This is a genomic window from Collinsella sp. AF05-9, assembly GCF_003465595.1.
In the GTDB taxonomy this organism is placed as follows: Bacteria; Actinomycetota; Coriobacteriia; order Coriobacteriales; family Coriobacteriaceae; genus Collinsella.
Genome location: NZ_QSBB01000016.1, coordinates 27,869 through 44,951 on the forward strand (window position 1 = coordinate 27,869; position 17,083 = coordinate 44,951).

Here is a 17,083-nt window from a genome sequence, read left to right on the forward strand (position 1 = left end):
CGCCCGCTTTTTCATCGCGCTAGCGCTTCTTTGGGATTGACCTAAGGCGAGCGAACCATAGGGCTGCGGCACCCGAGGTCAGGAGCGCGGTGATGCAAGCGGCGATGGGGGCTGATCCTGTTGCCGGTAGGTCCTGCGGTAGGGTACAGCGTTGAATGACACTGTCCTCGTCATGTGACTCAAGTTTATCGCCGCCGCCGTTGCGGCAAAGATCGACGCGTGCGCTGTTGGTGAGTGCAGTTTGGGGTGTATAAGCCGACGTTGCCTGCATGTGCACGACTGCGCCCCGAGCATCTGTGCCAAGGATTGCTCTGGCATCGTCAAGGTCGTCGTGCTCATCTTTGAGATCATCACGGGTCCAAGAATCCGCATCGCTTCGAGTCGTAAAGTCGGCGGCTACTGCACCGTATTCAATGCGAATGCCCGTCACGACGGTATTGGATGCAAGGTCGAGTTCTTTCGCCTCGAGTGTGGCGGATTCCGTGGTCGAGACATCCGCCTTCCAGAGGTGCCAGCCGTCGTAATCGACGAGGCGGCAATCTTCACCCAGACTCTCTTTTACTTCGTCGGACTCAAGCCAAGGATTTTCGTGCCCATCGTCAAGCGTCGCGTTTGCCGGCTCATCGACGTCTGTCGAGTCCAACGGCATCGTGCGATACCACACGTTGCACAGACCGTTGAGGTCGCCGATGGCGACGGGGGTTTCGATTGAGACGAATCTCGCCGTGCCGTCTTTGGCGCACTCAAGATCATCGGTAATCGTAAACTCATCAACCCAAGTAGCGGAATCGTTTCGAGCATCGATGGTATAGGAGAAAAGTCCGTCCGTATTGGTTTGCATCGCGGCGCGGTTTTTTCCATCGCCGTTAGCCAACAGACCCTTCCCGATAGGTTGGACAAGTTCCTGACGCTTGTCGACCTGTCCTTTGATCTCGATGGGCGCATCCTTCATCGCGACGGATTGGACTTCTCCCGTATCCTTTATTTCAAACGTTATCTCCTCGGCAAGGTCATAGGTCCGCGGAGACATCGTTTCGCGCAACGAGTAGGTGCCGGGTGCAAGATGTTCGATGCGGTGCGGCTTGTCGGATGAGGTCCAGGAGTCTATTTCGGTTTTATCGGGACCATATAAGGTGAGCTGTGCGCCTTTCACTTCCTGCTCTCCGCTTGCATCGACCTTGGAGATATCAACCTTGGTGTAATCGTCGGATACGTTAAGCCGTGCTTCCACAACGGGTGTTTTCTGGTCGGCATAGGTAAGGTCGACGATATGGTGCGTCCGGTCGAGTAAGAAGCCGGTCGGCGCTTGAGTCTCGACAACCTCGTAGCGTGCGGTGCCAGATCCCAGCGGGAGGTCGTCCGCGCGTGCTTCTCCAGTTTCATCCGTCGTGACGGTAGCGACAGTCTCACCGTCGAGCGCGGCAATGCTACCGTCGGGGCGCACGATATCACCTGAGGCACGGATCTCAAAGATGGCGCCCGCGAGGCTGCTGCCGTCTACGGCATCGGTTTTAACGATCCTGATGTTTCCGGTCGCGGCGCGGTCATAATACGAGACGATTGCAACGGGCGTTAGGTTTATATCGGCGGGTATGTTTACCTCGATCTCTCCGCCGACAAGATAGGGCTCTTTGGCCGAGGTTTCGCGTACATAATAGGTGCCCGGCACGAGCGATTCGGGCAGTGTGACGGTGCCGGTCGCGTCAGTCGTAAAGGTGTCCATTACGTTATGTGCTGGATACCAGCATGTTTGTGAGACAGGTTTGTGATTGCTGTCGAGGAGTTGGAAGGTGAATCCGGCTAGGGGAACAGAAGCGCCTGTTTGGGCATCGCGTTTTACAATCTGGAGATGCGTCGACAGAGCGTGGTTGTCCACGATATATTGAAGCTCGGCGCCGTCGGAAATCTGATTGGCCTCGACGGTCCATTCCCCCGCACGTTTAAAACCCTCGGGGACGGTTTCCGGAACCTCACGAACCGTGTAGCCGGCGCGGTCGTATGGGACGGCTCCGTGGACACCGGCTGGTCGCTTGCCTGTGCCGAACCATGCTTCGGGCTGGTCTTTGGTGGAGGCAAAGCCATAGATGTTTGTAGTCAGTGTGCCAACAACCTGCTGAGAGCTGTTACTGACAACCTCAAAGACAACATCTCCTGCCGGCTGCTCCAGGCCGGATTGATCGCTATTGCCGTAGTCCTTGAATTTGGAAATCTCAAGGTCAAACGCAATGGGGATATCGGAAACGCGAGATTCGATCTCGACCACGCCTGAATCGCCGAGTTGGTCGGCTCCAACGGTGTAAGACCAACTGTCACCGGAGGGCAAATAGCCCTCGGGCGCCTTCGATTCATAGATGGTAAAGGTTCCCAGGGGGACATCGGTGAGGGTAGCTCGACCGCTTTCATCGGTCCTGAGAGTTTGTGTCCATCCAGGGGTTGATTGCGATACGCACACGAATTCTGCTCCTGCGAGCGAAGCCCCAACTTGGGGGCCTGCATTCGTTGCGGCGTCGAGCTTTACAATGCGCAAGGTAATGGTGCCGGGTTGTTCATCAATGGTGACGTATCCGCCGTTATCCGTCGTGGTAAAGGCAATGCGATCGTGCAGGGGGATATAACCAGCTGGCGCTGTTGTCTCAACTAGGTAGTATGCCGTGTTGGGCAGAAGTGCTGCCTGCGCTTGACCGTTGCCGTCCATCTGGATGGTGCCGACACGCGCGCCGCTGGCGCTCTCAAAAACATCGAATGTTGCCCCGGTAAACTGATAGGTATTGTTTCCGCTGGTAATAACAGTGTTCGCAGACTGCTTTTGGAAGGAAACAGAGACCGCCGGCAGTACATAGAGCATGTCTTGACGTCTGCTGCCGCCCGATACGGTTCCTAGATAGCGTCGCGCGCGGTGCGGAGCGGCTTTGATGCTTCCTGATTTTGCGCTGTCGTGGAGCCACCGCGCAGCCGCCACGACTTCATCGTCGGCGGTAAAGTGCCCGCTCTTGGTTTTGCCCTGAGCGGTCGTGTAGGAGTAGGTGCCGTCGACATGGGTAGTGCCGTTGAGCATCCATACGGCAAGCTGGGTGGCGGCGCGGGCGCGATCGGGTGAAAGATGGTAACCGCCAAACGACGTGGCGGTAGGATATCCGTGACAAACGATTGCTGCGAACTCGTCGTCGAGCCACACCCAGCCTTGATCAAAGTTGAGCCATGGGCCGCCCGGCTTGGTGGGGCCGGGACGCTCCTGGTTCATGCAGTAGGCAATCGAGGCGTCTTGAGCTTCATACTTGCCGATAAAGAAGGGCCCACAATCATCGCTGATAGTGCGGAAGCCGAGCTGGTCGTAGCCATCGACGGCAAATGCGGCTCCCGGTGCCAGGCAGCCGAAAAGCAGGAAGAGGAGCAGGAGCAGCGGACCTGTTGCGATTGCGCTGTGGACAGAGTGCGTGGGTGCGTTGGACATGGCTGCTCCTTATCCCTCGTGCGCCGCACGGGGAGGCTGCGACGCGTAGGATGAGGCTACCCCCGAGGTTCATGCGGGTAAGTACCGGAGCCTGACCAAAAGCTTGCCCAATTCCTGACAAATTGAGCTCAAATACAACAATCAAGCAAAAGCGCAGGTAGAAGATAAGGTGAACAGGAAGTCAAAGGTCCTCGTCTCCACAATTGACGCGATTTTCAAACGAATCTCCACAGCTAAAACAAGCATCGCCACCCTTGTATCGAACAAGACAACCGCGTTATACTAGCCAACACACAAGCGGGCATCGCCAAGTGGTAAGGCATCAGCTTCCCAAGCTGACACTCGCGGGTTCGAGTCCCGTTGCCCGCTCCAGAAAAAGTAAAAGCACGACACCGTTCCGGTGCCGTGCTTTTTTCAATAAAGCGCCGGGACTCGAACCCGCCAGGGTGCGAGCGTAAAACAAACGCGAAGCGTTTGTAGCGAGCAGGCGAAGGCGCCGGCAGGCGCCTGAAGCCGGTGCGGATTTGCGAAGCAAATACGCGGACGTCCCGTTGCCCGCTCCATCGAGCGCGGGAGACTTTGGGGCGGCCAATTCAACAAAGTCTTCCCCATCGTCTCCGTGAATCCGAGGAGATCGACCGCAGCCGGTGCGGATTTGCGAAGCAAATACGCGGATGTCCCCATGCCCGCTCCAATTCCAAAATGTTAGGTTAATGCCTGCTGCCCATACTCGCACCCGCGCACGGTACAATGGTTAAGTTACGACCAACGTGCCAATAACCAAAAAGGAGCCGCTATGATCGATCGCTATACCCGCCCGGAGATGGGACATATCTTCTCCCTCGAGAACAAGTATGCCATTTGGCAGGAGATCGAGGTTCTGGCCTGCGAGGCCCAGGCGGAGCTCGGCAAGATCGGCATTTCTAAAGACGAAGCCCAGTGGATCCGCGACCATGCCAACTTTGAGAAGGCGAAGGTCGATGAGATCGAGGAGGTCACGCGCCACGATGTCATCGCCTTCCTGACCAACATGAAGGAATATATCGACGCCGATGTTCCCGAGGGCGAGCCCAAACCTAGTCGCTGGGTTCACTACGGTATGACCAGCTCCGACCTGGGTGATACTGCTCTGTGCTATCAGCTTACTCAGGCGTGTGACCTGATTATCGAGGACGTCAAGAAGCTCGGCGTGATCTGCAAGCGCCGCGCCTTCGAGGAGCGCAATACGCTCTGCGCCGGACGCACCCATGGCATCCATGCCGAGCCGATGACCTTCGGCATGAAGTTTGGCTCTTGGGCATGGGAACTCAAGCGCGACCTTGATCGTCTTGAGGATGCTCGCAAGAACGTTGCCTTCGGTGCCATCTCCGGTGCCGTCGGCACCTACAGCTCCATCGAGCCGTTCGTCGAGGAGTACGTCTGTGAGCACCTGGGTCTGGTTCACGACCCGCTGTCCACGCAGGTCATCAGCCGCGATCACCACGCCTATCTTGCCGGCGTGCTTGCCACTACAGCGGCCACCTGCGAGCGCATCGCGACCGAGGTCCGCAACCTGCAGAAGACCGATACACTCGAGGCCGAGGAGCCCTTCCGCAAGGGCCAAAAGGGCAGCTCCGCCATGCCGCACAAGCGCAACCCCATCACCATGGAGAAGGTCTGCGGTCTGTCGCGCGTCGTGAAGTCCAACGCCCAGGTCGCCTTCGACAACGTCGCCCTGTGGCACGAGCGCGACATTTCGCACTCTTCCGCCGAGCGTGTCGCCCAGGCCGATAGCTTCATCGCGCTTGACCATATGTTCCAGTGCCTCATTCGCGTTATCGACGGCCTGCAGCTGTATCCGGCCCGCATGATGGCCAATCTCAACAAGACCCGCGGCCTCATCTTCTCCTCCAAGGTCCTGCTTGCCCTCGTCGATACGGGTATCACCCGCGAGGATGCGTACGCCATTGTGCAGGAGAACGCCATGGCCACCTGGCACGAGGTGCAGGATTGTGTCTCTGGCCCCACCTTTAAGGAGCGTCTCGAGGTCGATTCGCGCTGCACCGTCAGCCAGGAGAAGCTCGACGAGATTTTTGATCCGTGGGACTTCCTCACCCGCATCGATACGGTCTTCGATCGCCTGGAGCAGCTGAGCTTCGAGTAGGGTTAACCTAATTCGACCGCTTGCGGATGCATTTCAACCTTTGGCGCCTTGCCCGTCTTGGGCGAGGCGCTTTTTTTACTGTCGCATATGCGCCCGGGTAATAAAATGAACTCCGACTGCTGTTTCGATGAAAGGGGGCACGTGCCCAGACGCATCAAGCGGGCCACCATCGTCTCGTTTACGCTCATACTCCTTGTTGCCGTCTGTGCGGGCGCCCTGACGTATACCGTTCGAAGCAGTTCTTCCTCCTCGAGTGAAGCCGACAAGGATCTCCCGGTGCTCAAAATCGGCGTTACGGATAACGATCCCTATGTGTATGTCGATACCACAGGCGACTACGCCGGTATCGATATCGATATCGCCCGCGAGGCCTGCAAGCGTGCTGGAGTCAAACCGCAATTTGTTGACATATCTTGGAATGATCGCGATCGCCTGCTCAAAAACGGCGATATCGATTGTCTGTGGTGCGACTATTCGCCCAATTATCGCGAAGACGATTATTACTGGACTGAGCCGTATCTGACCGTGACAGTCTCGGTTGCCGCCAAGAAAACGAGTGGTATCAAGGGTTTGGCGTCTCTCGACGGAAGCAAGACCATTGCGGTGATTGCGGGTTCGGTGAGTGAACGCCGATTGCTTGCCGGGGACCTAGGGATCTCGCCGGATGTGCAAATCAAATCGTATGGTTCTGCCGAACTCTGCAAAGCTGCCCTGGTCAAAGGTTATGTTGACTGTTGGATGGCGGACGTTCAATCGCTCGACCGGCTTGTCGCGCAGTATCCCGGTGTTTATCGCGTGTTTGCCGACAACGTTATGACAGTTGACCTGGGCGTTGCGTTTGAGAACAGCTATGAGGGGGAGTACGTCAAAAACCTCAATACCGTGCTGTTCGACATGGACCGAGATGGCACGATTGAGCGCATTGTGGACAGTTACAAGGCAGGGGCGACGACAGGCAGGCAAGGAGCGGAATCATGACAAATGATGAGCGCCGCTTGCATCGAAAGCATTTAGTTACCGCGGCTGTCGCCGTTGTGACCAGCATTGTCTTGTTGGGCCTGCTGTATACGGTCGGCACGCATCGCTGCCTCGATAAGACGCTTGGGTTTGGCCGGGAAGCCATGGTGTTTTTACAGGCCGCCTGCGAAAAATATGACCGATATGAGCAGGGAAGAAAAACCGAGGCGACGCACAATTTGGATGCTGCGGTCGAGTCGTTCGCGACGTTCTTGCCGTCTGACCGCGTCGAAATTAACGATGCACTGGTCGAGGAGTATGTCCACAACGAGCACCTTTCGGGAATGCTGGTCATGGACGCCGACGGCCATATGGTCGCTCATTACGATGTCGACGGTCGCGATCCGCTGATGCTGTGGCGAGAGGAGCTGGCCTGTTCGTCGGTCGCATCGATGTATCGAGGCTCCAAAGTGTCCTACTCGACCGTCGTAGAGCGTCGCGGCGTCGATTTTGCCGTGAGTGCCATTCCGTACGGTGGTGGGGTGGCGTTGGGGTATCAATCGCTTGCGTCTGAGCCCGCCGATGATTATTCATACATGATTGCCGACGTGCTCGTGAACAATACGTTCCATCAGGGTCCAACGGTGCTTGTGATGCGTGGTGTGCAAATTGTTTCCTCAAACGATTCGACCGTCGATATAACCCTTGCTCGACTTCTCGTCGATAGTGGAATTGACTGGAAAGACGAAGGTCTAACACGTGTCGAATATCGGGGGGCTACCTGGTATGCCGTGCGTGCGGCGTATAAGGACTACCGCCTGTTTGCGCTGTATCCCAAATCTGAGGTCATGTCTGGCAGGATTACATTTGTCGCCGCTGGCGTCTTGGTGAGCCTTGCGTTTTGGGTCGTGGTGCTGTTGGCTCGAAATATCGTTGACCACCGCAATTTGGTCGAAAAGGATAAACAGCTCGGCATTATCAATGCCATAAGCTCCATCTACGATTCGACCTTCCTTTTGCATCTCGACACCCTCGAGATCGAGGGAATCAATATGTCGCCGGCGATAGCGAAGATATTTGCCGAGCACAGCGAGGCATATGACTTTATGGACACGGTCTGCCGGGATATCGTGAGCCCCGAAAGCCGCGAAGCGGTTGTGGGACTCGTAGATATAAGTACGCTCCGTGAACGTATGGAGGGCGTACCGTGCTTGGCTGCCGAGGTGCGAGATTGTCGAGGTGCTTGGTACTCGCTACAGGTTGTCCCCCAGCATCGCGATGAGCAAGGCCGGCTGGAGTCGGTCGTCGTGGCGACGCACAACATATCGATGGTCAAGCATGCCGAGGAGCTGTCATACCAAGATAAACTGACGGGGCTTCGCAACCGTAACTATCTTGAATCGCGCGGAGATAGCCTGGTAAACGAGGGCTTGCCCGTGAGTGTGATTATGTTGGACTGCAATTATCTCAAGCGGACCAACGACATCTATGGTCACGAGATGGGGGATGAACTGCTGCGACGGACGGCGTCCGTGCTGCGGCGGGTGGCTGGTGCGGATTATCTGCCGATGCGCCTTGGCGGCGACGAGTTTTTGCTGGTTTGCCCCCATACTGACAATGAGTCTGCGCTCGGGCTGGAACAGGATCTTCGTCTCGGTCTTGCCGCGGTAAGCGATGAGGCCCTGACGGTCAGCGCATCGATTGGCGTGGCGACCGTCGAGACGGCTGGAAATACGCTGGCGGATGTATATCGTGTCGCCGACCACAATATGTATCGGGAGAAGCGCACGGTCCACGCACAGGGTGCGGACTGCTAATCTTGCCCCCACGAGTCCATGCATCGTAGGATGTTGAATCGGTGCTTGCGATAATAAGTCGGCCCAGGCGGGGATAATAGACGTCTGAAATTTCTTTCTGAGAGGGGATCTCAATGATTAGTTTTGACTACAAGCCGCAGGGTGTATGCTCTCGCAATATTCACCTCAATCTCTCTGACGATGGCAGCAAGGTGCTGGGCGTTGAGTTTACCGGCGGCTGCGATGGCAACCTCAAGGCCATCTCCAAACTGGTCGAGGGCGCTCCTGCCGACCGTGTGATCGAGGTTCTTGCCGGCAATACCTGCGGCATGAAGAAGACCTCTTGCGCTGATCAGCTTACGCGCGCTATCGAGGCCGCTCGCGCCGAGATCGCCTAATGGGTATCGCCGACCACATCAAGAACGGAATATCGCGCCGCGGCTTTGTGCTCGGTGGAGCTGCCGCGAGCGCTGCCACGGTGCTTGCCGGATGTTCGAAAAAAACAGGCACCAGTGATGATGCCGCTGGCGAGCCGCAGGTTATCAAGGACGATTCGAAGATTGTCTCGATTACTGATGAGTACGAGGCAGTTGACATCGATCTTGAGCCGGCGGCATCGTGGACGCTGCCGCCGGGCACGTTGCTGTACTACTGCGATGGTGACTATGCTGCGGCAATGATGGCGCCCGCATCGGCACTGCACGCCAACACACTCGGTGTGCTCAACCTGGGCGATGGCTCGCTTACCACATTAATTGAGAATCCTATCGAGGGCACGGGATATGCTTTTTACGATGTCCGTGCCGGCGACGGCGTGTTTGCGTGGGTTGAGATGAACTTTGCCAGTTCATCGTGGAAGCTCTACGCTCAAAATCTGTCGGGCGCTTCGCTCTCTGGCGACGTGGTTGAGCTCGATCGAGGTGGCAAGGACTACGATCCGCCGCTGTTTACGGCGTTCGGGTCATCAGCCATCTGGTATAAAATGCCTTCGGCAGGCGGCAATAAAACGAGTAGGGATTCGTTTTGCTATCGTCGCTCGCTTGATGAATCCAAGGCCGAGACAATTTGGAAATCGACGGGCCGCTTTGCGTCGGCCCCGCGCGTGAGCGACGGCATTTTGACCATCTCGCCGCGTGTCCGCAACGACGAGGGCGTCTACTACGGCATAACGGCAATCGATCTGACCGATGACAACAACACCAAACGTGCCCAGCTAGTCCTTCCCTCGTCAGTCTCGCCTTTCGAGGCCGTATATATGGGCGATACCTTCGTGTTTTCTATCGAGGCGACCTATAGTGGCGTGGGCAGCCTGGGCAACATGGGCACGTATATCGGTAATGAGGGAGGGCCGTACCTCTTCCTGTCCCGCGAGCCGCTCGCATGTGCTGCCGGCAAGAAGAATAAATATCTCGTTAAGGTACAGTCATCGCATTTTCTCATCGACACTTCTGCCAAGACCTATGGCTCGCTACTGTCGCCCGACCGCGCTTTGGAATATGGCGATTATCCAGCTACGGCGGGAAAATCGGACTCATTCCTTACGTACGCCACGGTGCGCAACAGCCAGGGTATACCCGAGACGGTCACCGCACGCCTATTCTCTCTTTAAGCTTAGAGGGGTTAAAAAGGCGCCAACAGGGGAATAAACGCGTTGTAATTGTGAGTACCGCCCGCCGAGCTGCCGCGTCATAGTGGCATCCGGCGGGCTCAGGTGCGTTAAAATGGGCTTGTTCTTAGCTGATTGAGACAGGGGGGCCGTGTTATGGCTTCAGATGCAAAAAAGATTCTGCTGGTCGAGGATGAGAAGGCAATCCGTGACGCCGTCGCTGCCTATCTCGAGCGCGAAGGCTACTGGGTTGTGGGTGTCGGCGACGGCCAGTCCGCGATCGAGGAGTTCGAGAAGCATCAGTTTGACCTGGTCGTGCTCGACCTTATGCTCCCCAAGATCCCCGGCGAGCGCGTTTGCCGCACCATTCGCGATACCTCGGATGTCCCCATCATCATGCTGACTGCCAAGGGCGAGATCGAGGACCGTATTATCGGTCTTGAGCTCGGCGCCGACGACTATCTGATTAAGCCGTTCTCGCCGCGCGAGCTTGTCGCGCGCGTTCGCGCTCTGTTCCGCCGTGCCCATCAGGCCGACGAGCCAGCCGTCGAGGTACTCGACTTCGGCGATCTGGTCATCGATATCTCGGGCCACAAGATTTTGGTCGAGGGCAAGGAAGTCGACCTGACGGCTTCCGAGTTTAAGCTGCTCACCACGCTTGCCCGTCACCCCGGTCGCGTCTACAACCGCATGGAGCTGGTCGAGAAGGTGCTCGGCTACGACTTTGAGGGCTATGAGCGCACCATCGATAGCCACGTGAAGAACCTTCGCGCCAAGCTGGGCGATGATCCCAAGAAGCCCAAGTGGCTCTACACCGTCCACGGTGTCGGCTATCGCTTCGAGGCTCCGGCCAAGACCGATAAGTCGGACGAGAAATAGGGAAATCACATATGACACCTGCGCGCTTTGAAATCGGACAAAAGCACAAGCAGGAGAGCGAGGCGGGTTCCAAGGCTAGTTGGAACACGCCTCGCTCCGATTCACGGCCAACGATGAGCTATCCCTCGCGCATGGCACTTGCTTTTGCTCTGACATCGCTCATGACGGTATTGGTGCTGGTGGGCGTGGTCTCTGTTGTGTGGGGCACGGTCTTTTCGGATTACACGCGCTCCAATATCGTCGAAATCGCAAATTCCGCTGCCGAAAAGCTTGCGACGTCGTATGAGGAAAACGGCAATTGGACTGCGGGCGAGCTACGTACGGTCGCGACATCGAGTTTGGTGTCCGACGATTTGGGTATGCAGGTCGTCAACAAGAAAGGCGTTGTCGTTTATGACGACTCATGGCCTTCGGCAAGCGCGACCGCCGATGTGCGCGAGAACGAATCGCCGTCGAGCAGCTCGAGCGGGAAAAAAGCATCGCATAGTCCGGTCTCGTCGGCTCCCACCGGCTCCGATAGCGTTGCAAACGTCGAAATCATAACGTCTTCCGGCGAGCATGTCGGACAAGTAAAGCTGTGGGCCATCGGCTCCGATGCCTTGCTCACCAAGGCAGATTCTGCGTTTAGGGAGAAGACCTTTAACGCTATGGCCCTTGCTGCGGTTGTTGCAGTTTGCATTTCGGTCGTTATCGGACCACTCGTGTCGCGCATGCTCACCAAGCCGATTCACCGTATTACCAGCACGGCCAAGCAAATTCGCGATGGCGATCTGTCTGCTCGTACGGGCTTGCGCGGCGATGACGAGATCGATCAACTGGGCGAGACGTTCGATGAGATGGCCACTTCGCTCGAGAAGGATATGAAACACGAGAAACGTTTGACCTCGGACGTGGCTCACGAACTTCGTACTCCGCTTATGGCCATGCTCGCAACGGTCGAGGCCATGCAGGATGGCGTATATCCTACCGACGATGAGCACTTGGAGACTGTTGCTTCCGAGACGCGTCGCCTGGCTCGTCTGGTGCAGCAGATGCTCGACCTGTCGCGCATGGAAAACAGCACGGCTCCGCTCAACCTTGAGCCGGTGGACATGGTTCCTTTCGTGCGTTCCATCGTCAATGCCCAGGAGCGCCTGTTTGTCGACCGCGATCTGCGCTTGCGCTTTGCTGACGAGACCCAAGGTCACGACGATGTCGTCGAAGCCGATCCCGACATGATCACACAATGCGTCATCAATCTCATGAGCAACGCCATGCGCTACACCCCCGAGGGCGGTTGGGTCGTGGTGTCGGTGCTCAGTGACCGCAAACACGTCAGCATTGCCGTTTCTGATACCGGCATCGGTATTGCCAAGGATGACTTGTCGCGCATCTTCGGCCGTTTTTGGCGCGCCGATGCCAGCCGTGCCCGTGAGGCGGGCGGTCTGGGCGTGGGCCTCGCCGTGACTAAACAGATCGTCGAGCGCCATCACGGCTACATATCCGTGGAGTCGGAGCTTGGAAAGGGTACGACTTTTACGATTCATCTGCCTCGCGAGCACACGGCGGACGCGGCATCTACTACAATGGAGCACTAGCTTTTCGCTATTCGGTGAAGGAGGGGTTTCGTCCCTGCCGCTCCGAGTTTGCGAAAACGTGCGGGAAAGAACCCGCATTACTGTCGTATTTTGGTAAGGAGTGACTCACGTGACAACGATGGAGCGTCGTCCGGATTCCCGTGGCAAGGTTCGTGATATCTACGATGCCGGTGAAAACCTGCTGATGGTCGCCACCGACCGCATTTCTGCGTTCGACTTCATTCTTCCCGACGAGATTCCGTTTAAGGGAGAGGTGCTCAACCGCATCTCGGCATTCTGGTTCGATAAGTTTGCCGGCATCGTTCCCAACCACCTCGTTTCCATCGACCCGGCGGATTTCCCCGAGGAGTTTGCTGAGTATCGTGACTACCTCGCCGGCCGCGCCATGCTGGTTAAGAAGGCCCAGACGATTCCTATCGAGTGTATCGTCCGCGGCTATCTGACCGGTTCGGGCAAGAAGACCTACGACGAGAACGGCACCGTCTGCGGCATCCAGCTGCCTGAGGGCCTGACCGAGGCTTCCAAGCTTCCCGAGCCGCTGTTCACGCCGTCCACGAAGGCCGAGATCGGTGACCACGACGAGAACATCTCGTTCGAGCGTTGCTGCGAGATCGTGGGCGAGGACATCGCCACGCAGATTCGCGACCTTTCCCTCAAGATCTACAAGGCTGCCGCCGAGTATGCAGCGACCCGTGGCATCATCATTGCCGACACCAAGTTCGAGTTCGGTGTCATCGATGGCAAGGTTACGCTGATCGACGAGTGCCTCACGCCCGACTCCAGCCGTTTCTGGCCTGCCGCCAGCTACGAGGAGGGCAAGATTCAGCCCAGCTACGACAAGCAATTCGTCCGCAATTGGCTCAAAGCCAACTGGGATATGACGGGGGAGACCCCGCATCTGCCCGCCGAGGTCATCGATGGCACGTCCGAGCGCTATCGCGAGGCCTTCCAGATCATCACGGGCTCCCAGTTCACAAGCATGAAGGAGAACGCATAAGTGAGTACCCGTAGCGCCACGAACAAGCGCACGCAATCCCACGAGGTTACCGGGGTTGCGCGCAAGTCCGCTGCATCCGCCAAGCCCGCCCGTCAGGCAGCGAGCTCTGTCCGCGTCGTGCCGGCTTCGTCTAAGGCACGCCGCAAAGAGCTCGAGAAGGGCGAGAACCTCGAGGGCCTCTCTAAAGAGGAGAAGCGCGCCCGCAAGGCTAAGCAGCGCGCCAAGGAGGATCGCATCTACACGGTGTCGAATATCCTTCTCAAGCAGGATGAGGACTACACCAAGCGCCGCCGCATCTGGTGGGCCGTGCTCACTATCGGCATGGTGCTCGTCGTGGCCATTTGGGCTTCGCTGTACTTCGCTCCCGCTGGCATGGTGTCCAGCCCTGTCCAGATGGTCGGCATTGTTTTGTCCTACGTCGTCATTTTGGGTGACTTCATCTACGACTTCGTTCGTATTCGTCCCCTGCGCAACATGTACCGCACGCAGGCCGAGGGCATGTCCGAGAACAAGCTCAACGCTCTTATTGAGCGCGCGGCTGCCGAGGAGGACACGAAGGCCTCCAAGAAGAAGTAGCGCTTGTATCCATACTTATCGCTAAGATATAAGGCGCGTCGTTTTTGCGGCGCGTCTTTTTACTGTTCTATAGATAGATGGAGTGGCACATGATTCGAGCTGCCCTGACGGTCGAAGAAGCTCTGGAGGGCATGAAGGCCCTGGAGCCCAAGATTAAAAACTATGCGCGTCTGGTTGTCCGCAAGGGCGTAAACGTCAAGCCCGGCCAGGAGGTTGTCGTTCAGTCTCCGGTCGAGTGCGCGCCTTTTGCCCGCGTGGTGGTCGCGGAGGCTTATGACGCCGGCGCTGGCCACGTGACGGTCATTTGGGCCGATGATGCCGTGACGAGGCTCACGTACGAGCATGTCGATAAAAGCTATTTTGAGCAGACGCCCGAGTGGAAGCGCCTGCAGCTGGATTCCCTGGCCCAAGATGGCGCCTGCTTTATCTTTATCGAGGGCGCGGACCCTGCAGCTCTCAAGGGTATCGATCCCGCCAAGCCCGCCGCGGCTTCCAAGGCAAGGAACACGCAGTGCAAGGTCTTCCGCCGTGGACTGGACTACAACATCAACCCGTGGTGCATCGCCGGCGCTCCGGTCGTGGCTTGGGCGCACGAGGTGTTCCCGGGAGACACCGATGAGGTTGCAATCTATAAGCTGTGGAATGCGATTCTGCACACCGCTCGTGCCGATGGCCAGGACCCGGAGAGCGACTGGGAGCTTCATGACGCGGCGTTCGAAAAGAACCTGCGTTTCCTGAACGACAATCGTTTTGACCGCCTGCATTACATCGCGGAAAATGGAACCGATCTGACGATTGGCATGACGAAGGGTCACGAGTGGGCCGGCGGCAAGGGCAAGACGCCCGATGGCCACCCCTTCTTCCCCAACATCCCCACCGAGGAGGTTTTTACCTCGCCTGATCGCATGCGCGCTGACGGAATCGTCTACTCGGCCATGCCGCTCATCCACCACGGTAACAAGGTCGACGATTTTTGGATTAAGTTCGAGGGCGGCCGTGTGGTGGACTACGACGCCCGCGTGGGCAAGGCGACGCTTGCGAGCATCATTGACACCGACGAAGGTGCCGCTCGTTTGGGTGAGGTCGCGCTCATCTCCAAGAACACGCCGATCCGCGAAAGTGGCGTTCTGTTCTACGATACGCTCTATGACGAGAACGCCAGCTGCCACCTTGCGCTGGGTGTCGGCTTCCCCGAGTGCATCGAGGGCGGGTATGACATGTCCAAGGAGGAGCTCCTGGAGCATGGCGTTAACGTCTCGAGCACGCATGTCGACTTTATGATCGGCACGGACGACATCGATATTACGGGCATTACGCCTGATGGACGTGAAGTTGTGATTTTCCAGAACGGCCAATGGAGTTGGGAATAGTCCCAGACCGTGGTACAATGCCACCCGCGGGCCGTTAGCTCAGCTGGCAGAGCAGGGGACTTTTAATCCCAAGGTCCAGGGTTCGAACCCCTGACGGCCCACCATAGAAAAGAAAAGCGACTGGCGGATGCCGGCCGCTTTTTTGTTGCCGGTACACGGGTTCGAACCCGTCGGGGCGCGGAGCTGAGTAAACGCGAGAGCGTTTGCCAGCGCAGCGCGCAAGGCGCGAAAGCGCCGCAGCGGCCGCCTGCGGAGCAGGCTGAACCCCTGACGGCCCACCCAAAGAAAGGAAAACAAAATGAAAACAGATAGATATGGAATTAGCGGCAGCACATTAAAGATAATAGCAGCCATTTCGATGGTTCTCGATCATGTGAGCAGAATCGTCCTGACCAATGGAATCATGACTCACGCATCGTACAGTCAGATATCAGACGAACAGTGGGCGATTCTAAGCCAAGCTTCGGATGTGCTTCATGTTCTTGGCAGAATTGCATTTCCCTTATTTTGCTTTTTGATAGTTGAGGGATTTTTGCATACTCATGACATAAAGAAGTACCTGCGAAATATGCTTGTCTTCGCAATCATTACGGAGCCCATATACGATTTCGTTCAAACCGGGCAACTATTTGACCTTCGGCAACAAAATGTTATGTGTGAGCTCCTGCTTTCCTTGGTCTTTTTGATTATTCTGGAAAAGATACAAAGTCTTTCAAAATGGAAAAGGTACATCGCAGAAACTGCTCTGATTGTTTTGACAGCACTGGCAGCTGAATACACTAAACTGGATGGCGGTGTGTACGGCATTCTGCTTGTGGCTGCATTCTATTTATTCCACGACAGCAAGGCCAAGATGTTCTTTGCTGCAGTGTGCGCAGTGCTCCTTTCGTCATGCCATATAGTTGGCGGCGGATTCGAGTTTGCTACAGCTAATGTACTTAATCCTGATGCTGCTGCCGCGGTCGTTTCGTTGCTGCTTATCAATCTTTATAATGGCAAGCGAGGGCTGAAGCTCAAATATTTCTTCTACATTTTCTATCCGGCACATCTTGCTCTGCTTTATGGCGTCTCACTTATTGTTTTGAACTGTCTTTAAAAACTCTCAAACAAGTCTCTGAAAGCAGAAACAAATTGACCCTAAGACTGCTTGTGAATTTCCGGAAGACCTGAGAGGTGCGAGGATAGGCAACGAGGGCTGCAGAAAGATGCTTCTCAGTTCTCTGGCGAATCGCACGTATCTGCATGAGGATCACTTCCACACACTCATTAATAACAGTGATAAACACGGCAGATCCTCAAAACATGAGGCTGCGGAGGTCGAACGATGCTTCGAAAGCATGAATGGCAGCGAGAAAATGAGTTCGGAAGCACCCTCTGGATGCTCCAGCAAAGAACAGAAGGCGATCGGCTCCGGCTGGTCGCATTTTTGTTGCCGGTGCACGGGCTCGAACCCGAACTTGTCTATATATAAGAACGCTTGGCGAACAAAACCTGCCTTTTACCGACGGGAAACAAATAGGTGATGCTTTTGGAGTAAAGTGGCGCTCCAGAGATGACCGATGCCTTAACACCTATAAACCAGCTGGTCATCGCCAATATCAGAAGCTCTTGCTTCGAATACGGCCTCAGTGAAGCAACTGAGGGTTCTATTCATTTGTGAACAAAATATGGAGTGCTGGATTCCCGTCCCCGGCGCCCCTCCGGTCTGGCAATATATCTCCTTGCCGCGCG

Annotated in this window: 13 protein-coding genes and 2 tRNA genes; 13 read left to right on the forward strand and 2 right to left on the reverse strand. The window is 56.5% G+C overall.

The window, feature by feature from the left end:
- Positions 1-19: 19 nt before the first annotated feature.
- Complete coding sequence (locus tag DWV43_RS06175; protein ID WP_117817390.1) at positions 20-3,451, reverse strand: SpaA isopeptide-forming pilin-related protein; 3,432 nt, start codon at positions 3,449-3,451, stop codon at positions 20-22.
- Positions 3,452-3,748: 297 nt separating this feature from the next.
- On the opposite strand from DWV43_RS06175, the gene DWV43_RS06180 reads away from it, so the two are divergent.
- Positions 3,749-3,823 (forward strand) — tRNA-Gly (locus tag DWV43_RS06180).
- A 424-nt stretch (positions 3,824-4,247) separates the two neighbouring features.
- Positions 4,248-5,594, forward strand: coding sequence for an adenylosuccinate lyase (purB, locus tag DWV43_RS06185; RefSeq protein WP_117817388.1), 1,347 nt, complete (start codon positions 4,248-4,250; stop codon positions 5,592-5,594).
- A 2-nt stretch (positions 5,595-5,596) separates the two neighbouring features.
- Here the strand turns inward: purB and DWV43_RS10185 are convergent, their stop codons facing one another.
- Positions 5,597-5,782: a hypothetical protein gene (locus tag DWV43_RS10185; RefSeq protein WP_158569838.1), complete on the reverse strand. Its 186-nt coding sequence runs from the start codon at positions 5,780-5,782 to the stop codon at positions 5,597-5,599.
- A gap of 88 nt (positions 5,783-5,870) precedes the next feature.
- On the opposite strand from DWV43_RS10185, the gene DWV43_RS06190 reads away from it, so the two are divergent.
- The 11 genes from DWV43_RS06190 to DWV43_RS06240 all read left to right on the forward strand — a co-directional run bounded on the left by DWV43_RS06190 (position 5,871) and on the right by DWV43_RS06240 (position 16,448).
- Positions 5,871-6,572, forward strand: coding sequence for an ABC transporter substrate-binding protein (locus DWV43_RS06190; RefSeq protein WP_158569839.1), 702 nt, complete (start codon positions 5,871-5,873; stop codon positions 6,570-6,572).
- Positions 6,569-8,368, forward strand: coding sequence for a GGDEF domain-containing protein (locus tag DWV43_RS06195; RefSeq protein ID WP_117817385.1), 1,800 nt, complete (start codon positions 6,569-6,571; stop codon positions 8,366-8,368). The genes DWV43_RS06190 and DWV43_RS06195 overlap by 4 nt, the downstream gene beginning before the upstream one ends.
- A gap of 113 nt (positions 8,369-8,481) precedes the next feature.
- Positions 8,482-8,745: a TIGR03905 family TSCPD domain-containing protein gene (locus tag DWV43_RS06200; protein ID WP_089572560.1), complete on the forward strand. Its 264-nt coding sequence runs from the start codon at positions 8,482-8,484 to the stop codon at positions 8,743-8,745.
- On the forward strand, positions 8,745-9,956 hold the full coding sequence (locus tag DWV43_RS06205; protein ID WP_117817383.1) for a hypothetical protein: 1,212 nt from the start codon (positions 8,745-8,747) through the stop codon (positions 9,954-9,956). The genes DWV43_RS06200 and DWV43_RS06205 overlap by 1 nt, the downstream gene beginning before the upstream one ends.
- A gap of 153 nt (positions 9,957-10,109) precedes the next feature.
- Positions 10,110-10,832, forward strand: a complete 723-nt coding sequence (locus tag DWV43_RS06210) for a response regulator transcription factor (RefSeq protein ID WP_006236208.1) — start codon at positions 10,110-10,112, stop codon at positions 10,830-10,832.
- Positions 10,833-10,843: 11 nt separating this feature from the next.
- On the forward strand, positions 10,844-12,409 hold the full coding sequence (locus DWV43_RS06215; protein ID WP_117817381.1) for a cell wall metabolism sensor histidine kinase WalK: 1,566 nt from the start codon (positions 10,844-10,846) through the stop codon (positions 12,407-12,409).
- A gap of 118 nt (positions 12,410-12,527) precedes the next feature.
- Entirely contained in the window at positions 12,528-13,406 is an 879-nt protein-coding gene (locus DWV43_RS06220; RefSeq protein ID WP_117563999.1) for a phosphoribosylaminoimidazolesuccinocarboxamide synthase, read from the forward strand.
- Complete coding sequence (locus tag DWV43_RS06225; protein WP_117817379.1) at positions 13,407-13,982, forward strand: hypothetical protein; 576 nt, start codon at positions 13,407-13,409, stop codon at positions 13,980-13,982.
- An 89-nt stretch (positions 13,983-14,071) separates the two neighbouring features.
- The gene (locus DWV43_RS06230; protein WP_117630004.1) at positions 14,072-15,352 is read left to right on the forward strand and encodes an aminopeptidase; all 1,281 of its coding nucleotides are present in this window, start codon (positions 14,072-14,074) and stop codon (positions 15,350-15,352) included.
- A gap of 28 nt (positions 15,353-15,380) precedes the next feature.
- Positions 15,381-15,456 (forward strand) — tRNA-Lys (locus DWV43_RS06235).
- Between the two features lie 194 nt (positions 15,457-15,650).
- Entirely contained in the window at positions 15,651-16,448 is a 798-nt protein-coding gene (locus tag DWV43_RS06240) for a TraX family protein (protein ID WP_117630005.1), read from the forward strand.
- The last annotated feature ends 635 nt before the right edge of the window (positions 16,449-17,083 follow it).